The sequence below is a fragment of the Bacillus sp. TL12 genome (genome assembly GCF_022625245.1).
Taxonomy (GTDB): Bacteria; Bacillota; Bacilli; order Bacillales; family Bacillaceae_G; genus Bacillus_A.
Map to the genome: position 1 here is coordinate 45,112 of NZ_JAJJBY010000017.1, position 18,195 is coordinate 63,306.

The 18,195-nt window shown below is 36.2% G+C and carries 20 protein-coding genes, 1 pseudogene and 1 riboswitch; of the genes and pseudogenes, 14 read left to right on the top strand and 7 right to left on the bottom strand.

The window, feature by feature from the left end:
* Window positions 1–18 precede the first annotated feature (18 nt).
* From nirB to LOK41_RS16585, 5 genes and pseudogenes are all read left to right on the top strand, one after another.
* Window positions 19–2,424 (top strand): nitrite reductase large subunit NirB, encoded by a 2,406-nt coding sequence (nirB, locus tag LOK41_RS16565; protein WP_241817472.1) that lies wholly within the window; start codon window positions 19–21, stop codon window positions 2,422–2,424.
* 12 nt (window positions 2,425–2,436) lie between these two features.
* Window positions 2,437–2,754: a nitrite reductase small subunit NirD gene (gene nirD, locus LOK41_RS16570; RefSeq protein WP_174102610.1), complete on the top strand. Its 318-nt coding sequence runs from the start codon at window positions 2,437–2,439 to the stop codon at window positions 2,752–2,754.
* Window positions 2,755–2,814: 60 nt separating this feature from the next.
* Entirely contained in the window at window positions 2,815–4,239 is a 1,425-nt protein-coding gene (locus LOK41_RS16575) for a uroporphyrin-III C-methyltransferase (protein ID WP_241817473.1), read from the top strand.
* A pseudogene (locus LOK41_RS16580) lies at window positions 4,236–4,945 on the top strand (sirohydrochlorin chelatase). The gene LOK41_RS16575 and the pseudogene LOK41_RS16580 overlap by 4 nt, the downstream one beginning before the upstream one ends.
* The gene (locus LOK41_RS16585) at window positions 4,938–5,387 is read left to right on the top strand and encodes a precorrin-2 dehydrogenase (protein WP_241817474.1); all 450 of its coding nucleotides are present in this window, start codon (window positions 4,938–4,940) and stop codon (window positions 5,385–5,387) included. Before LOK41_RS16580 ends, LOK41_RS16585 begins: the two are co-directional and overlap by 8 nt.
* Window positions 5,388–5,417: 30 nt before the next feature.
* Here the strand turns inward: LOK41_RS16585 and LOK41_RS16590 are convergent, their stop codons facing one another.
* The 3 genes from LOK41_RS16590 to LOK41_RS16600 form a co-directional block, all read right to left on the bottom strand.
* Entirely contained in the window at window positions 5,418–6,254 is an 837-nt protein-coding gene (locus LOK41_RS16590; RefSeq protein ID WP_241817475.1) for a YitT family protein, read from the bottom strand.
* A 118-nt stretch (window positions 6,255–6,372) separates the two neighbouring features.
* Window positions 6,373–6,702, bottom strand: a complete 330-nt coding sequence (locus LOK41_RS16595; protein ID WP_241817476.1) for a PH domain-containing protein — start codon at window positions 6,700–6,702, stop codon at window positions 6,373–6,375.
* A gap of 163 nt (window positions 6,703–6,865) precedes the next feature.
* Entirely contained in the window at window positions 6,866–7,879 is a 1,014-nt protein-coding gene (locus tag LOK41_RS16600; protein WP_241817477.1) for a LacI family DNA-binding transcriptional regulator, read from the bottom strand.
* Between the two features lie 305 nt (window positions 7,880–8,184).
* Between LOK41_RS16600 and LOK41_RS16605 the strand changes: the two genes are divergently transcribed.
* On the top strand, window positions 8,185–8,280 hold the full coding sequence (locus tag LOK41_RS16605) for a DUF3948 family protein (RefSeq protein WP_018767156.1): 96 nt from the start codon (window positions 8,185–8,187) through the stop codon (window positions 8,278–8,280).
* 78 nt (window positions 8,281–8,358) lie between these two features.
* On the opposite strand, the gene LOK41_RS16610 is transcribed toward LOK41_RS16605, so the two are convergent.
* Window positions 8,359–8,955 (bottom strand): lysophospholipid acyltransferase family protein, encoded by a 597-nt coding sequence (locus LOK41_RS16610; protein ID WP_241817478.1) that lies wholly within the window; start codon window positions 8,953–8,955, stop codon window positions 8,359–8,361.
* Window positions 8,956–9,292: 337 nt separating this feature from the next.
* On the opposite strand from LOK41_RS16610, the gene LOK41_RS16615 reads away from it, so the two are divergent.
* Window positions 9,293–9,388: a DUF3948 family protein gene (locus LOK41_RS16615; RefSeq protein ID WP_174102601.1), complete on the top strand. Its 96-nt coding sequence runs from the start codon at window positions 9,293–9,295 to the stop codon at window positions 9,386–9,388.
* Window positions 9,389–9,458: 70 nt separating this feature from the next.
* On the opposite strand, the gene LOK41_RS16620 is transcribed toward LOK41_RS16615, so the two are convergent.
* Together LOK41_RS16620 and LOK41_RS16625 are read right to left on the bottom strand one after the other, a co-directional pair.
* Window positions 9,459–9,602 carry a YrzO family protein gene (locus LOK41_RS16620; RefSeq protein ID WP_241817479.1) on the bottom strand — a complete coding sequence of 48 codons (144 nt, stop codon included), beginning with the start codon at window positions 9,600–9,602 and terminating at the stop codon, window positions 9,459–9,461.
* Between the two features lie 28 nt (window positions 9,603–9,630).
* Window positions 9,631–10,599 carry a DMT family transporter gene (locus LOK41_RS16625; RefSeq protein ID WP_241817480.1) on the bottom strand — a complete coding sequence of 323 codons (969 nt, stop codon included), beginning with the start codon at window positions 10,597–10,599 and terminating at the stop codon, window positions 9,631–9,633.
* Window positions 10,600–10,737: 138 nt separating this feature from the next.
* On the opposite strand from LOK41_RS16625, the gene LOK41_RS16630 reads away from it, so the two are divergent.
* Both LOK41_RS16630 and LOK41_RS16635 read left to right on the top strand, forming a co-directional pair.
* The gene (locus tag LOK41_RS16630) at window positions 10,738–11,604 is read left to right on the top strand and encodes a LysR family transcriptional regulator (RefSeq protein WP_241817481.1); all 867 of its coding nucleotides are present in this window, start codon (window positions 10,738–10,740) and stop codon (window positions 11,602–11,604) included.
* Window positions 11,605–11,862: 258 nt separating this feature from the next.
* On the top strand, window positions 11,863–11,967 hold the full coding sequence (locus LOK41_RS16635) for a DUF3948 family protein (RefSeq protein WP_241817482.1): 105 nt from the start codon (window positions 11,863–11,865) through the stop codon (window positions 11,965–11,967).
* A 64-nt stretch (window positions 11,968–12,031) separates the two neighbouring features.
* Here the strand turns inward: LOK41_RS16635 and LOK41_RS16640 are convergent, their stop codons facing one another.
* Window positions 12,032–12,952 (bottom strand): substrate-binding domain-containing protein, encoded by a 921-nt coding sequence (locus LOK41_RS16640; RefSeq protein ID WP_241817483.1) that lies wholly within the window; start codon window positions 12,950–12,952, stop codon window positions 12,032–12,034.
* Between the two features lie 159 nt (window positions 12,953–13,111).
* Here LOK41_RS16640 and modA point away from each other — a divergent pair, with 159 nt between their 5' ends.
* The 5 genes from modA (at window position 13,112) to LOK41_RS16665 (ending at window position 17,833) form a co-directional block, all read left to right on the top strand.
* Complete coding sequence (modA, locus tag LOK41_RS16645) at window positions 13,112–13,918, top strand: molybdate ABC transporter substrate-binding protein (protein ID WP_241817484.1); 807 nt, start codon at window positions 13,112–13,114, stop codon at window positions 13,916–13,918.
* A 5-nt stretch (window positions 13,919–13,923) separates the two neighbouring features.
* A complete protein-coding gene (modB, locus tag LOK41_RS16650; protein WP_241817485.1) occupies window positions 13,924–14,598 on the top strand; it encodes a molybdate ABC transporter permease subunit in 675 nt (224 codons plus the stop codon).
* A gap of 570 nt (window positions 14,599–15,168) precedes the next feature.
* A complete protein-coding gene (locus LOK41_RS16655) occupies window positions 15,169–16,020 on the top strand; it encodes a GRP family sugar transporter (RefSeq protein ID WP_241817486.1) in 852 nt (283 codons plus the stop codon).
* A gap of 174 nt (window positions 16,021–16,194) precedes the next feature.
* Window positions 16,195–16,998 carry a pyrroline-5-carboxylate reductase gene (gene proC, locus LOK41_RS16660; RefSeq protein WP_241817487.1) on the top strand — a complete coding sequence of 268 codons (804 nt, stop codon included), beginning with the start codon at window positions 16,195–16,197 and terminating at the stop codon, window positions 16,996–16,998.
* A gap of 1 nt (window position 16,999) precedes the next feature.
* A complete protein-coding gene (locus LOK41_RS16665; protein WP_241817488.1) occupies window positions 17,000–17,833 on the top strand; it encodes an aldo/keto reductase in 834 nt (277 codons plus the stop codon).
* A 167-nt stretch (window positions 17,834–18,000) separates the two neighbouring features.
* Window positions 18,001–18,105: riboswitch (SAM riboswitch) on the top strand.
* Window positions 18,106–18,195: the final 90 nt, after the last annotated feature.

Below are 18,195 nucleotides of genomic sequence, written 5' to 3' on the forward strand. Positions count from 1 at the left end.
TTAAGAGGGGAAATGAATATGAAAAAACGTTTAGTCATGATCGGGAATGGTATGGCTGGTATACGCTGTATCGAAGAAATTTTAAAGCAAGATCCAGAGCTTTATAATATTACTATTTTTGGTGATGAACCTCATCCAAACTACAACCGCATTATGTTATCTCACGTCTTACAAGGAAAAACAAACATCCAAGATATTATTATGAACGAATACAATTGGTACGAAGAAAATAACATTACCCTGTATACAAATGAAAAAGTAATGAATATTGATCGTGAGGAACAAGTCATTGTTACAGAAAAGAACCGTATTGTCATGTACGATAAGCTTATTATTGCAACAGGTTCTAGTGCTTTTATCTTACCTGTTGCAGGTTCAGAACTTCCAGGTGTAACTGGCTTTCGTACAATTGAAGATACACAATTTATGATAGATGCTGCTAAGCGATATAAAAAAGCCGTTGTAATAGGCGGTGGATTACTTGGTTTAGAAGCTGCACGAGGACTTATTGATCTCGGCATGGACGTACATGTAGTTCATTTAATGCCACACTTAATGGAACAACAACTTGATGCAAAAGCTGCTTCACTACTGCGCCAAGATTTAGAGGCACAGGGTATGAAATTTCTTATGGAAAAGAAAACTGTAAAAATTATTGGTACGGATCACGTTGAAGGAATTCAATTTGAAGATGGCAGTGTTGCAGAATGCGATTTAATTGTAATGGCTGTTGGGATACGTCCAAATACACAATTAGCTAAAGATGCTAGTTTACTTGTAAATCGCGGTATCGTTACAAATGACTATATGCAAACAGATGATGAATCCATCTATGCAGTTGGCGAATGTGCCGAGCATGACGGTATTGCCTATGGTCTTGTCGCTCCTTTATACGAACAAGGTGCCATACTGGCAAAACATATAACGAACTCACAAACAGATGGGTATACAGGTAGTATTGTTGGTACACAGCTTAAAGTTGCAGGATGCGATTTATTCTCTGCCGGACAAATTCATGAAGATGATAAAACAAAAGCGATTTCAATTTTTAATGAGTGTACACGTTCCTATAAAAAAGTATTCATTCGTGATAATAAAGTCATTGGTATTGTTTTATATGGTGACACTGCTGACGGTACACGTCTCTTTAGCATGTTGAAAAAAGAAGAAGATATACAAGAATACACACCAGCCTCTCTACTTCACAAAGCGGGTGAAGAAAGCGGACTTGATGTTGCAAGCATGAGTGCTGATGACACTGTTTGTGGGTGTAACGGTGTGACAAAAGGCGCAATTGTTCATGCCATTTTAGAGCAAGATTTAACAACTTTCGAAGAAGTAAAAGGATGCACAAAAGCTGCTGGATCATGCGGTAAATGTCGTCCACTTGTTGAACAAATTTTATCTCATACACTCGGGGATAGCTTCGATGCATCTGCGCAATCTGTTGGTATGTGCGCATGTACAACTTTATCGCGCGACGAAGTTGTCACAGCAATTCATGAGAAAGGTTTAAAATCACCAAAAGAAGTACGAAATGTCCTTGATTTCGCACATGAAGATGGCTGTTCAAAATGCCGTCCTGCATTAAACTACTATTTACGTATGGCACGCCCAGAAGAATATGCAGATGATAAATCATCCCGCTTCGTGAATGAAAGAATGAACGGTAATATTCAGCATGATGGTACATTTTCTGTTATTCCTCGTATGTACGGTGGCGTTACTACTGCAGATGATTTAATGAAGATTGCCGAAGTTGCAAAAAAATACGATGTACCGCTCGTAAAAATAACAGGTGCAAGTCGAATCGGCTTATATGGTGTTAAGAAAGAAGATTTACCAAAAGTTTGGGCTGACCTTGATATGACTTCAGGTTATGCTTATTCGAAATCCCTTCGCAATGTAAAATCATGCGTCGGCTCTCGCTTCTGCCGCTTTGGTACAAAAGATTCATTAGGGCTTGGTATGTTACTTGAACAATCACTAGAAATGGTAGATACACCTCATAAAATGAAAATGGGTGTAACCGGTTGTCCACGTAACTGCGCGGAAGCATTAACAAAAGACTTCGGCGTCGTTTGTGTTGAAAATGGATTCCAACTTTATATTGGTGGTAACGGTGGTACAGAAGTACGTGAAGCTGATTTTGTCATGATTGTCCCTACGGAAGAAGATGTACTTCGTATTGCTACAGCTTATGTACAACATTATCGTGAAACTGGTATTTATGGCGAACGAACTGCTCCTTGGGTAGAACGAATAGGCTTAGATCACATAAAAGAAATACTGCAAGATAAGCAAATGGTCGCTATGCTAAATGAACGTTTCCAAAAAGCTCGTAACACATATGAAGAAGCTTGGGGACAAGCACTAGAAACTCAGTCACTAAAAGCCATGTATGAAGTAGAAACTGTAAAGTAAGGAGCGATCTACATGTTACAAACGAAAGAGAAAATAAAAATAATGCGTGCCGAAGATCTTCCCGTGCAAATCGGTAAGGAAGTGCGAATAAAGGACTTGTCCATCGCCTTATTCCGCCTTTCAAATGGTGACATTCGCGCTGTAGAAAATCGGTGTCCTCATAAAAATGGGCCTTTAGCAGAAGGAATTGTTTCTGGAGAATTTGTCTTCTGTCCGTTACATGACTGGAAAATTTCCTTAATAACGGGTGAAGTTCAAAAACCTGATGATGGTTGTATTCAAACATATGAAGTAGAAGTTATTGACGGGGATATTTATATATACATGTAACTTGTACAGGAAATCCCTCTTTGGGGTTTCCTCTCAAGTAAAAATAGATGAGGTGTAGAGATGAACGGATACGTATATTTAGTTGGTGCAGGGCCTGGTGATGAAGGACTTATTACAAAAAAAGCAATAGATTGCCTAAAAAAAACAGATGTTGTTTTATATGACCGCTTATTGAATCAAAATTTACTTCGCTATACAAAACCAACATGCGAACTCGTTTACTGCGGGAAAATGCCAACAAATCATATTATGCGACAAGAAATGATTAACACGCATTTAATTCAATCTGCCAAAGAAGGTAAGACAGTCGTTCGGTTAAAAGGCGGAGATCCTTCTATTTTTGGCCGCGTTGGCGAAGAAGCAGCAGCTTTAGCAGCTGAAAATATTCTATATGAAATTGTTCCAGGTATTACATCTAGTATTGCCGCTAGTGCGTATGCCGGCATCCCTCTTACCCATCGCGACTATAGTAATAGTGTAACGTTGTTAACTGGTCATACAAAAGGCGCAATTAGCGACCAAGTCAATTACAGCGCCCTCTTAAACAGTGATACAATTGCCTTTTACATGGGTGTTAAAAACCTACCTGTAATTTGTGAAAACTTACTGCAAACAGGAAGAAAAAAAGATACTCCCGTAGCAGTCATTGAATGGGGTACAACCGGAAAACAAAGAGTTGTTACAGGTACACTCTCTACAATCATCGATTCCGTAAAGAAAGAACATATTTCAAATCCTTCGATGACAATTGTTGGCGAGGTTGTATCTTTACGTAAACAAATTGCCTGGCAAGAAAGAAAATCACTACACGGAAAAAAAGTTTTATTTGCTTCTGCAACAAACAAAACAAGTATACTAGCACAGGAGTTACAAGCAGCTGGGGCAGAAATATATCAAATACCCACTTTCAAAAAGCAAGAACATCTATTAACATCCGATCAACTTTGTGAAATATTTAAAGCCGAGCGCCTTGTTTTCTGTTCACCCGAAAGTGTAGCAATCTTATTACAATCCTGTGCGCAGCATCAAAAAGATATTCGCTTCTTACAAGCAACACTACAACATATGAATAGCACTATCCAAAAAGCATTGATGGACTATGGATTATTAAGTGAATCAGCAAGATTTTCTAACGAAACAACGATTTACTTAGGGCGAAATATTAACCGCATTGCCATCATTCAAGAAAAAATAGGTGCGGGTTCTCATATTATGACGCATGAATATCAAATTGATCATCGTTTTGATGAAATTCATACACGTACGCTAACGGAATTCACATGGGATAGTATCGTATTTGAAGGTCGCGCTGCCATTGATACGTTTATATCTGAGGTAAAACGCCTTGGTTTCATAGATATTCTTCATTTGCCATTCTCATATGCCGATGAACTCACTCTGCAATATGCAAATAAGGTCGGATTCCATACTATCGATCGACAGCTACAAGCTATCATCGATGAGAAAGAAGTGGTGGCAAGATGAAAGGCATTGTTTATATTGGACATGGTAGCCGATTACAAGAAGGCAACGAACAGTTCATTCACTTTGTTAGGTCGTTATAAAAGAACGAAGCGAAAGCATCCAAAAAATTGGATTTCTTGAACTAACCACACCGACTGTACAAAACGCAATTGTAGAAGCCATCCAAGACGGTGCGACCGAGGTTTTAATTGTCCCTGTTTTATTATTTGCAGCAGCCCATTATAAACGTGATGTCCCTTTTGAAATTGAAAAAATAAAAAAGCTCTATCCACACATTACATTTTCAGTTGTACCACCTTTTAGTACGCATCCGCTTATGATTGAACTTGTCGTAAAACGAATACGTGAAGCTATGCCAATAGAAAATAGTGAAATCTTACTTGTCGGTCGTGGTAGCAGTGATTCTCAACCTATACATGAATTAAAACAAATTGGAGCAGCTGTCGAGCAAAGGGTTTCCTTGCCAGTTTCCTGCTCCTTCTTAACAAAGGGAACACCTTCTTTTCCTGATGAACTCAATGAAAAGTCAGCACATGCAAAGCATGTATATGTCATACCTTATCTGCTCTTCACCGGGTTATTACTTCAAAAAATAAATCGGTATGCAAAAAAATACGCGAACGCTACAACTTGTAACTGTCTTCAATTTGATTCCTATATGAAGTCCGCTTTATTAGAGCGAATGGAGGAACATGTACATGCATAACTTCTATCCTATTATGTGTAATCTTGAGGGCAAAACGGTTGTAATTATAGGTGGTGGGAAAATTGCATACCGAAAGGCAGCTGGATTAAAGCGTACAGGAGCTTCTATTACTGTAGTGAGTCCAAATATTTGTGAAGAAATGAAGTCTCTTTCCTACATTACTTGGAAACAAAAAACATTTTCAGAAGAAGATATTAAAGGTGCACACCTCATCTATGCGGCAACAAATCATCATGATGTAAATATGATGGTCAAACAAGCTGCACACGATTTCCAATGGGTAAATGTTGTAAGTGATGGAAAAAAATCATCCTTTCATACCCCCGCAGTTATTCGCAGTGATGAATATGTTATAAGCATATCCACTTCGGGTAAAAGCCCATCCTTTGCAAAACGAATAAAAGAAAAATTAATGAAGATTCTTCCCCAAATTATAAAATAAAAAAGATGAACGAATCCCTCGTTCATCTTTTTAGCTTGCTTTAAAACCACCGCCAAGTACATCTCGTACGTCATGAATAACAACAAACGCATCTTCATCCACGTTACTGATTACTTGTTTTAATTTTACAAGCTCTTGTTTATTAATTACGACATATAGTACTTCTTTATTTTTCCCAGTATAGCCACCGCGTCCTTCTAAGACAGTCACACCGCGTGTCATATGTTTCGTAATCGTTTCACGAATTAAATCTGGTTGACTTGATATAATTGTAACTGCTGTTTTCGTATTAATTCCTTCCACAATGAAGTCGATTACTTTTGCTCCAACAAATACTGCAACGAGCGTATACATTGCTTTTTCTTGTCCAATGATAAATACCGACCCCACAATTACAACAATATCAATAATAAGAACACCTTTTCCAACGCTCCACCCTAAATATTGATTTGCTAATTGCGCTAAAATTGCTGATCCTCCAGACGTACCTCCTGCGCGAAACATACAGCCTAATCCTATACCAACAAACACCCCAGCAAATAAAGCTGCTAATAACGTATCGCTATTTACCTGGTGTCCAATGTGTTCTGTTGCATATAAAAACAAGGAAGTTTCTATAATACCGAGAATTGTGTAAACCATCGTTTTTTTATCAAAAAATTTATAACCAATAGCTAATAGAAACGCATTGAATACAAAGTTCATAATCCCTGGTGACCACCCAAATAAATAATAGGTGACGACCGTTAAACCGATGATTCCCCCTTCCGATAAACGGTTTGGAATCGCAAAATAGTTAATGCCAATCGCAAATAATAATGAACCAATTGTAATTAATGCAATTTCTTTCATTCGTTGATTAAACATAAGTCGTAACCTCCTCCATTTGACATTGTACCACTATCTTACAGAGGCATAGAAATAGTTTTTACCACACTCTTTTTTCTTATAACATCTATATAATTATGTTTACATAAACGCCTGTTTAGTTATTCAAGTTCGCTCTAACAGCATCAACAAACTTCTTCACGTTCCCCGCCTGAATATACTTAGCCATTAAAACTTCACTATTATAGATAAACACTAACTGCGGAAACATTTCTATGTCATCTATGCAACAATATGAATATTCTTCATATGTTATAGGATAATACAGGCATTTCCCATAAAAAAGAATTCGCTTATTAGTAGCAACAAATATACCTTGTTGATATGAAAAGGTGAAGTTATCTTTCTCAAATATTCCTACCACAAAAGATAAAATTTGTTCATCACATTCTAAATACTCTTTTACATTCAATAATAGTTTTTTCATGAATATTCCCCCAAATTCAATTCATTGTCGTAACACTTGAAAAGAATCCATGGATTACTACATAACCGGTGTAAATCAGTTATAAAGTATGAAACGCGTTTCCAGTCAAAACATTTTTCAAAAAAATAATCCGTTATGTGTCATTACACATAACGGATTTCAACTATACCGTAGAGCGTTCTACCAACTTATAGGGAATTTCCACTTTTTCTTGTTTCCGATCATCATTGCTTATTTGTTTATAAAATAGTTCAAAGGCACTTTTACCAATCTCTTTCACATGTTGATCAATTGTGGTGATTTGTAACACTTGGGAAATGGGTTGATTATCAAAACCAATAATCGCCAAATCCTGCGGAACATTTATGCCTAACCTTTTAGCTTCTGTCATAATTCCAATAGCAACTTCATCTCCAGCTTCTGTCATAATTCCAATAGCAACTTCATCTCCAGCTACTAACAACGCTTCAGGAGAATCCTCCATCTCTTTTAACTTATGTGCGACCCTCACACCATCTTCTAATGTAAAGCATTCCGTAAAGATTCGCTTTTCGATAATTTCTTCATCTATCAGTTGTAAGGCTTGCTTATAGGCCTCAAATCGCTTTTTACTACTAGCTCCTTGCTTCCTCCCTGTGCAATATCCAATTTTTTTGTAGCCTTTCTTGATCAAATAATTCATCCCTAATTGAAAAGCCCCAAAATGATTTATATATACGCTGGATATGCCAAAAACGTCAGTCTCTTCACAAGCAATAATCGTTCCATAAGAAGCATAGTGCTTAATTACATCCCAATCATTCGCACGTGAACAAATTATAATACCGTCTAGTTGTTTTGTTTTCAACATATGTAAACTTTCTCTTTCTTCTCGCTTGTTATAATTTGTTTGACAAAGAAGAACTCGGTAATTATAAGCTAATGCCCCTTCCATAACTCCTCCAACAATCCTATCGAAATGCGGATGGTCAATATAAGGCAAAATCACACCAACAATATTCGTTTTTCCTTTTGATAAATGAACCGCATTTGCATTTTGTGAGTAATTCAATTTCTCCACTACTTCTAGAACTGCTTGCCGTTTTTTCTCACTTACGTACGGATGGTCATTCAACACTCGTGAAACAGTCGTAACGGAAACACCAGCTAGCTTTGCAATATCTTTAATATTAGCCATATGTTCACCTCTCCCTTTAACTTAATGAATTCCATGAGTCTGTGTCAAATATACCTAACATTACAGCTCCGTATCGTTTTCTTACAAAAGTGTAATCCTTCTGTAAGCTAATTCGATAGTGACTTCTCTCTACATTTCGTACAATTAAGTCAGAAAGTAACAAGCAATCATTCGAAAAGGAGCGGATACGCATGATGAACAAAATGAAAAAAAACAAATTCATAAATACAATGAGCATGGTGTTATCTGCTCTTATCGATGCGAAATCAGTTGCTACTTCATTAAACAAGTAAGGAGAGATAATAATGAACAACATTACTTTTAACAAATTAGATTTTATTGGACTTGCTAGCGGCTCAGCTCTTCTTACAGCTTTCATTTATGCTGCTACGCTTCTATAATTTTGTGTCCCCTTTCCCCTTTATATAGATAGTAATAAAGAAGACGACCGTCTATGCCCGGTCGTCTTTTCCTATTTGCTATTTTTTTAATGTTTCTGTTAGTTCTTCAAATGTTTCGTTCAATTGATCCGTCATCATTTTCATCGCTGTTTTTCTATCTAATGTTTCTCCTAATCCTACTTGAATCGGATCACCGAAAATCAATTGTGCTCTTTTTCCTTTTATTAATTCTTTTACACTTGATGGCCCAACATAAGCTGCCGGTACTAAAGGAACATTAGAGCGCATTGCAATTGTAACAGCTCCTGCTTTTAAAGAAACATCTTCTGTCGATCTCGTTCCACTTGGAAAAATCCCTACTACTTTACCTTGTTTTAATAAACGGGATGGAATTTTTAGCGTACTTGGCCCTGGATTCGCACGGTCTACCGGAAAAGCATTCACATTCTTAAAAAACCAATTTGTAAACTTACCTTCAAACAATTCTTTTTTCGCCATATAATGAATTTCTGTTGGATACATCCCCGCCGCCAACATTAATACATCCATAAAGCTTGTGTGTGTGCACGCAACAACATATGGTCCACCTTCAGGTAATTTTTCTCTTCCTTGAACCTCTACTTTCCCAAGCGTTTTAAATATATATTTCAACAAAAATGTAATTAGTTTATACATTCGTTTCGTCCCTTTCTAAAAATCCAAAGTTTAATCCTATCTTTAAAACAATTATAACACTAACCTTTAGTAGTTGGTAATAAAATTAAGTATTAATTTTCAAAATTTAATTCTTACAAAAGTGTAATCTTTCTGTAAGCTAATTCGATAGTGACTTCTCTCTACATTTCGTACAATTAAGTCAGAAAGTAACAAACAACCATTCGAAAAGGAGCGGATATACATGATGAACAAAATGAAAAAAAACAAATTCATAAATACAATGAGCATGGTGTTATCTGCTCTTATCGATGCGAAATCAGTTGCTACTTCATTAAACAAGTAAGGAGAGGTAACAATGAATAATATTACTTTTAACAAATTAGATTTTATTGGACTTGCTAGCGGCGCAACTCTTCTTACAGCTTTCATTTATGCTGCTACGCTCATTTAACTTTGTGTCCCCTTTCCCCTTTATATAGATAGTAATAAAGAAGACGACCGTCTATGCCCGGTCGTCTTTCTTATGATGCTTTTCTTTCATGTAATTCTTTCAAAAGCTGTATCATTTCTGCTTGTTGTTTTATCTTCTTACGACCATTTCTATTAATCGCTGCCAGCTCACAGGCAATTCCAATCGCAAAGAAAAACAATAGACTCTCTAACATATAAAAAATCCTCCAACTGTATTATCTATTAGACAGCCCGGTGCAACGGCTCCTCTTGTAAAATGTTCTTATTCTTGCTTTCTTCTTTACGCTGACATACGTTATTTCGAATAAGAGCTGTAATAACAAGTAATGTTCCTACTATATCAAAAGTTGTTATTTTATACCCTTGCATCATCATAATGATCAATGTAGTAATGGGCACAAAGTTAATAAATAAAATCCCATTAATAGATGATAAAATTTTCACACCGTAGTTCCAAGCAAGTAGCGCTACAATACCTGGTAATGTCATCATAAATAATAAATCGTACTTGACGATAGAAATCGTTTCCGTGCTCGGTACTGGCACATACCCTAACAGTGTAATGATCATCGTTATAACACCTGTTACAGCGGTACCAAATACACATGTCAATGTAGAATAGCGAAGTGTCGACCAGCCACTAAATGATTGGCCACCCATCGTGTAGATTACCCAGCCCACAACACCAATAAAAATAAATACTAACGAAAATAGATTATCTTTCAATGTAAGGAAGAAACTCATATCACCTTTTGTAATAACGAAAACAGCTCCAATAAAAGCAATTACCATGCTTGTCATCATGTACTTCTTCGGCTTTATCTGCTTATATCCCCATAGAATACCAATTGAAATCATCGGCATAAGCGCCTCCATAATAGACGCTACCATAACGCCAGGTTTCCCCATCAACATTTGTCCTAAAAAAACGAGTACATTATATACAGTAAACGCCATTGTTCCAAAGAAAACGAGTAACTTTCCTTTTCCTTCTAAACGAAATGCCTTCTTTCCTTCTTTCATTAACAATAATGCAATTAATACAATTGCTACCGCTCCATAACGAATGAACGAAAAATAAAATGGATCTATATATTCTAGCGCATGATCTGCAACTGGAAACATTGCTCCCCATGACATGCTTGCAATTAAACATGCCAGTGCACCTATTATCATTTGACCTTTTCTCACCGTAATCCCCCGCTTCTATGTAATTCTCGATGCATTGCACAATGAGAATTGTAAAAGAAAAAATATATCACGTAAAATGATTCAAAATGATGTTATCTATCACTTATAATGATATTTGACAACAAGGGGGAATGCTCTGTGGAACTACGAGATTTACAAATTTTCCAAAGCGTTGCCGATCATGGAAGTGTTAGCAATGCCGCAAAGGAATTAAATTATGTGCAGTCTAACGTGACAGCTCGTATTAAACAATTAGAAAACGAATTGAAAACACCGCTCTTTTACCGGCATAAACGAGGTATGACATTAACTGCAGAAGGGAGAAAAATGCTTACTTACGTTCATAAAATTTTGCAAGATGTCGATGAACTAAAACAAGTCTTTTTAGATAGCAGTGTACCATCTGGTATTTTAAAAATCGGTACAGTCGAAACAGTAAGCACATTACCTACCATCCTATCTTCTTACTACAAGAAGTACCCAAACGTCGATTTATCGCTGCAAGCTGGTTTAACAGAGAAACTTATGAGAAAAGTAATTGATCATCAATTAGATGGTGCTTTCATATCAGGACCCATTAAACACCCACTATTAGAACAATACGATGTTTGTACAGAACAACTTGTCCTTGTCACAAAAAATAAAGCTTTTCATATAGAGGAATTTATTACAACGCCACTTCTTGTCTTTAATCAAGGATGCGGATATCGCTCCAAACTAGAACGCTGGCTCAAAGATGAAGGCTTGCTTCCAAAAAGAATTATGGAATTCAACATACTAGAAACGATTTTAAATAGCGTTGCACTCGGTCTTGGAATTACACTCGTACCACAATCCGCTGTTAGGCATCTTTCTACTACAGGAAAAGTTCACTGCCATCCGATTCCTGAAAAATATGGGAGCATTTCAACTGTCTTTATACGTCGTAAAGATACCTATCTGACCAACTCAATGCGGAGCTTTTTAAAGACAATTGAAGAGCACCATCATATCAATATGCTTTAAGAGACATTCTTACACGAATGTCTCTTTTTCTTACAAAACTGTAATCCTCCCGTAAGCTAATTCGATAGTTACCTCCGCCCACATTTCATATAATTAAGACAGAAACAAGGGCAACAATAACCATTCGAAAAGGAGCGGATACGCATGATGAACAAAATAAAAACAAACAAATTCGTAAATACAATGGGCATGGTGCTATCTGCCCTAATCGATGCAAAAGCAGTTGCTACAACATTAAACAAATAAGGAGAGATAACGATGAATAACATTACTTTTAACAAATTAGACTTTATTGGACTTGCTAGCGGTGCGGCTCTTCTTACAGGTTTTATTTATGCACTTGCACAAGGTCTTGTCTTATAAAATTGTTTCCCCTATCCCCTTTATATAGAGAAAAAGCTGCTCGTCTATAAGACAAGTAGCTTTTTCAATTTGTTTCATATATAATTTGACCTGTTTTACTTATATCGTATCCACCAATTGCTCGTAGTTCATTTTGAAATTCTGTCGATTGCAGTATTTCTTTTACTGCTTCAATGAGTTGTTCGTTTTCTTTATTTTTTAAAATGACCAAATCATATTGCTCTTTCATAAGTGGAATAAAATCTACATTCACAATTTGTGCTACTTTTTCTGCTCCTACGCCAACATCAACTTTCTCGTTAGCAATCTGAGAGGCAACACCAAGATGATTAGATTCTTCCAAATCATAGCCTCGAATATCTTCTTTAGCTATATTTTGAATTCTCACCTGCTCATCGACTAATACACGAATTCCTGATCCTTTTTCACGATTGATAAATTGAATCGATGGCTTAGCTAAATCAGTCCATGTTTGTATCCCTTTAGGATTTCCTTTTTGTACATAAAACCCAACATTTCTAGTTAATAAGTTCATTACAATACATGGTTGTCCAACTAAAATTCGTTTTACATATGGAATGTTATATTCTCTTGTATCGCCATCAAACAAATGTAAACTAACGATACTTCCTTCTCCTTGAGACATTTTAATTAAACTCATTAAACTCCCCTGATAAGCGCGGAGCATACTAGAACCTGGTAAAAGCCTTTCAAGATGCTTCGCTAGCATATCTAATGTTAGCTCTTGTCCACTAATTACACAGGAAGATTCCCTATGCTTCGCCTCTAGTTTCATAGAAGTAGTCTGCACTTTCCCCGTTTTCATTTGCTTAATATATTGTTCTAAATCAACTGCATCAATGCGCATTTGTCTACCAACTCTATAAGAAGGTAGTTCACCCTTTTTAATTAAATCGTACACTGTTAACTTTGAGACTTTTAGTCGATTTGCTACCTCTTCCGTTGTGTAGGAATGATGATCCATAGACGATTCCTCACTTTCTCATTTCATTGTAACAAAGAAAGAAAGTTTCTCCTATTTTTTCAAAAAGTGATTTATTTCACATTATATTTAATTATAACTATTTATAATTAAATATAATTAGTTATAATTAAATAGGGTAAAAGAAAGGGGATTATACACATGAACAAATTCACATTACGGTACATTGGAGTACTGATGCTCTCTTTCCTTCTCATTTTCAGTGTGGCATGTAGTAATGAAACAAAGAAGGAAACACTTAAAGCAAAAGACCAAAAGGAAGTTGAACTTACAATATCTGCAGCTGCCAGTTTACAAGACGCTTTCAAAGAAATCGAAAAAAAATATAAACAAAAGGAACCAAACATAAAGCTTTCCTTTAATTTTGGCGGATCTGGTGCACTTCAGCAGCAAATTGAACAAGGTGCTCCTGCTGACCTATTCTTCTCTGCAGCAGAAGATAAATTTCAAACGCTTGTCAAAAAAGGATTTATTAATGAAAAAGAGGGGAAAAATCTTCTTGGAAATGAACTCGTTTTAGTCGTTCCAAAAGAAAGCTCCATTAAAACATTTCAAGAATTGAAGGAAGAAAAAGTGAAGAAACTAGCAATTGGTACACCTGAATCTGTCCCAGCTGGAAAATATGCAAAAGCTTCTCTTACACATGAAAACCTATGGAACGACCTTCAAAACAAAATCGTATTAACAAAAGACGTCCGCCAAGTGTTAACATATGTAGAAACAGGTAATGTAGACGCTGGCATTGTATACAAAACAGATGCTCTTATTTCAGACAAAGTAAAAATTGCAAGTACAGCACCTGCTAATTCTCATGAACCGATTCATTATCCCGTAGGCGTTATAAAAGAATCAAAGCATAAGAAAGAGGCGACTTCATTTTATGAATATTTACAGTCAAAAGATGCACAATCTATCTTTAAAAAATATGGATTTACAATCCTATCGTAACTACTATGACATTTGATACACTTTGGTCGCCTGTTTTTCTTTCCTTACGAGTAGCTGCACTCGCCACCGTTATTGTTATGATTTTTGGCACAGTTATTGGACGAGTATTAGCTCGCTCCTCATGGCGTTATAAAGTGTTATTAGAAACTATTTTTCTGTTACCGATGGTACTTCCACCAACTGTTATTGGGTTCTTTCTCATTATTATTTTTGGGAATAACAGCCCTGTTGGAAAGTGGATTGAATCATTATTTCAACACTCTATTATGTTTACATCATGGGCAGCTGTCATCGCTTCAACAGTCGTTTCATTCCCACTGATGTATCAATCGGCAAAGACAGGTTTTTCTATTGCAAATAAGCAAATTGAAGATGGTGCCCGCGACCTTGGAGCAAGTGAATATCAAGTTTTTTTACACGTCACACTACCACTTGCATTTCCTGCATTACTTAGCGGAATGATTTTAAGCTTTGTACGCGCACTTGGTGAGTTTGGAGCAACACTTATGTTTGCTGGTAACATTCCAGGAAAGACACAAACAATTCCTACAGCCATTTACATGGCAATTGACGCAAGTAATATGCAGCTTGCTTGGACACTCGTTATCATAACTGTTGGTATGTCACTCATTTTCTTACTATGCATCCAACTCATTAACAAAAAAATTACTACTTCTTAAGGCAGCTTTCGACAAAGGCTGCCTTTTTATTTCCCGAAAAATAAATTGTTTTGTAGAATGAAATACTTCATCTCGCTATTTGAGTATAGTAATCCTTCATTGATTAGAGTTTCGCTTTATCCCAACCTTACAAAACTGTAATCCTACTGTAAGCTAATTCGATAGTTACCACTTCCCGTATTACATATAATTAAGTCATAAAGTAAAGCCGATGGGAATTAGGTTATCCCCCCTCTTCCCATTTGTTAAAAAGAGCTAAGTAACTTTATTTCCCCAACCCCCTTTATAAAAAAGACCTCAAAAATTGAGGTCTTTTTTATTATAATGAAATAACAGAATTTTAATATTTATAAAAATATACATTCTATTTGAATTTACTTTCTAAATCGGGTACTTTCCTGTTATTATATGGAGGTGTTTGAAAAAATGAAGAAATGAAAACGCATTTATATCATAAATTCTTCATCCTGTTTTAATGATCGGTAATCTTCTACTTTCTCAGTGGGGAATTACCGATCGTTAGAACGCAATTAAATTATATTAATATAGAAAAATGAAGGGAGTCTTGTAATGGACATTTTATTAGCGCTTCTTCCTGCAATTGCATGGGGAAATATCTTATTAGTAAGCGTAAAAATGGGCGGTGGTGCATATAGCCAAACGGTAGGTATGACAATCGGTGCTCTATTCTTCGCAACAATTATGTATGTATTTACTCAACCTGCTTTAACAATGACAATCTTAATTGTTGGATTTATTTCAGGTTTATTCTGGGCTTTAGGACAAGTAAACCAATTAAAAACAGTTGAAAAACTAGGTGTTTCAACAACTGTAACGATTTCTACTGGTATGCAACTTGTTGCAACTTCTATCTTTGGTGTTATCGCTTTCCGTGAGTGGACTACTACTACTACAATCATTCTGGGAACGATTGCAATCCTTTTAATTGTAGTCGGTGTTGTCTTCACTTCATTAGATGATAAAGAAAATGCACAGCCACCAGGACAATTGAAAAAAGGACTTTTAACTTTAATTGTTTCTACATTCGGCTACCTTGTATATGTAATTATTATTCGTTGGTACAATATCGATGGTTGGTCTGCTATTTTACCGCAAGCAGTCGGTATGTTTGTTGGAGCAGTTGTATTGACATCTAAACATAAACCATTTAACAAATATGCAATTCGTAATGCTTTATCTGGCCTACTTTGGGGAACAGGTAACTTATTCTTACTTCTTTCTTTACCAAGAGTTGGAGTAGCAACAAGTTTCCCACTATCTCAAACTGGTATCGTTATCTCTACATTTGGAGCAATTGTCTTCTTAGGCGAAAAGAAAACAAAGCGTCAAATGGTATTTATTGCACTTGGTAGTGTTCTAATTATCGGCGGTGCTGTTTTACTTGGTATGACAAAAGCATAATTACACAAACTATGAATAATCAATAATAGGAAACCCTCGAGGCACACTGTATGCTTCGGGGGTTTCCTATTATTAATTATGGAACTCTATTTATAAGACTTTTCTTTTTACAAAAATCTCTTAAAGATGTTATCGTTTTTTATACCATATTCTAATCAGAAAGGAATAAAGGATATGTCAAAGAAAAATAGAATTTTATTTATTGGTGCTGGTCGTATGGCGGAAGCAATCTTCGCCGGACTGCTCAAAACAAGTAATGAACATATCGAAGAGATTATTGTATCCAATCGAAGTAACATAGAAAAGCTTAAGCAATTAGAAAAAAAATATAACATCTCAACTACGAGTGATTGGAAACAATACATCCAAACTGTAGATACCATTGTTTTAGCAATGCCACCTGCTGCACATGAGCAATTATTAGCAGAATTATCACCTCTTCTAACTCATCAATTTGTTGTAACCGTTGCTGCCGGGATTGGTCCATCTTATTTAGAAAAAAGACTTCCTCAAGGTACACCAGTTGCCTGGATCATGCCAAATACAGCTGCAACAATTGGGAAGTCTATTTCTCTATATACAATGGGACATTTCGTAAATAAAGAACATCAAGAAACACTGCAACTACTTTTAAAAGGGATTGGTACAGCACAGCTATGCACAGAAGAAGAGGTACATCAGCTTACCGCTGTAACTGGAAGTGCCCCAGCATTCCTTTACCACTTTGCTGAAGGATTAATTGAAGCAACGAAAAGCTATGGAATCGATGAAGCAACCGCAAAACACCTTGTCATTCAAATGATTACTGGTTCTGCCGCTATGCTAGAACAAGAACAAGATCCAGCTATGCTTCGTGAACAAGTGACTACACCAGGTGGCTCAACTGCAGAAGGTTTAAAAGTTTTATTTGAATATAATTTTTCAAAGATGATTCACCAAGCAATTGAAGCAACAAATAAAAAAGCTAGGGGGAATTAATATGACAGTAACAAGCTTACAAGATTGCACAACATTACATAATGGTGTAAAAATGCCTTGGTTTGGTTTAGGCGTTTTTAAAGTTGAAGATGGTACACAGGTAATCGATTCTGTAAAAGTTGCTATTAAAAATGGATACCGCAGTATCGATACAGCTGCAGTATATAAAAATGAAGAAGGCGTTGGCCAAGCAATTCGCGAATGCGGAATTCCTCGTGAAGAATTATTTATCACATCAAAAGTATGGAACAATGATCAAGGCTATGAATCAACATTACAAGCCTTCGAAACAACATTACAAAAATTAGGTTTAGAATACTTAGATCTATACTTAGTACACTGGCCTGTAAAAGGAAAATACACAGAAACATGGAAAGCATTAGAGAAACTTTATAAAGAAGGCCGTGTTCGTGCTATCGGCGTTAGCAATTTCCAAATCCATCACTTACAAGATGTTCTAGAAATCGCTGAAATGAAACCGATGATTAATCAAGTTGAATATCACCCACGCTTAACGCAAGAAGAACTTCACTCTTTCTGTAAAGAGCATACTATTCAACTAGAAGCTTGGTCACCATTAATGCAAGGTCAATTACTCGACCATCCAGTATTGCAAGAAATTGCTACAAAATATAACAAATCAACAGCACAAATCATTTTACGCTGGGATCTGCAAAATGGTGTGGTTACCATTCCTAAATCAGTTAAAGAGCATCGCATTGTCGAAAATGCAAGCATCTTTGATTTTGAATTGAGCGCTGAAGATATGAAAGCAATTCAGTCATTAAATGAAAATCACCGTGTTGGCCCAGACCCTGATAATTTTGATTTTTAAGAGAAAAGTCACTGTGTAATTGCACAGTGACTCTTATTTTTATATTGCACTTACAAAAAACTGAAAATTCAAACTATATTCCATTTTATTGACAGTTCATTTGTCCGGATGTAAGATTTTGAATAATCAAAGAAACAAAAAATTAATACAAATCATTATGTTTACTCATTGTATCAAGAGAGGTGGAGGGACTGGCCCTTTGAAACCTCGGCAGCAGGTTCACTTTGAATACTGTGCCACTTCCTGCAAGCATTATGCTTGAAAGATAGAATGAGGGACTTCGTTTATATACATGGTGCATGCCTTGTAAACAAAACTCCCTCTTTCTCTATGTGAAAAGAGGGAGTTTTTCTTTCCCTCAC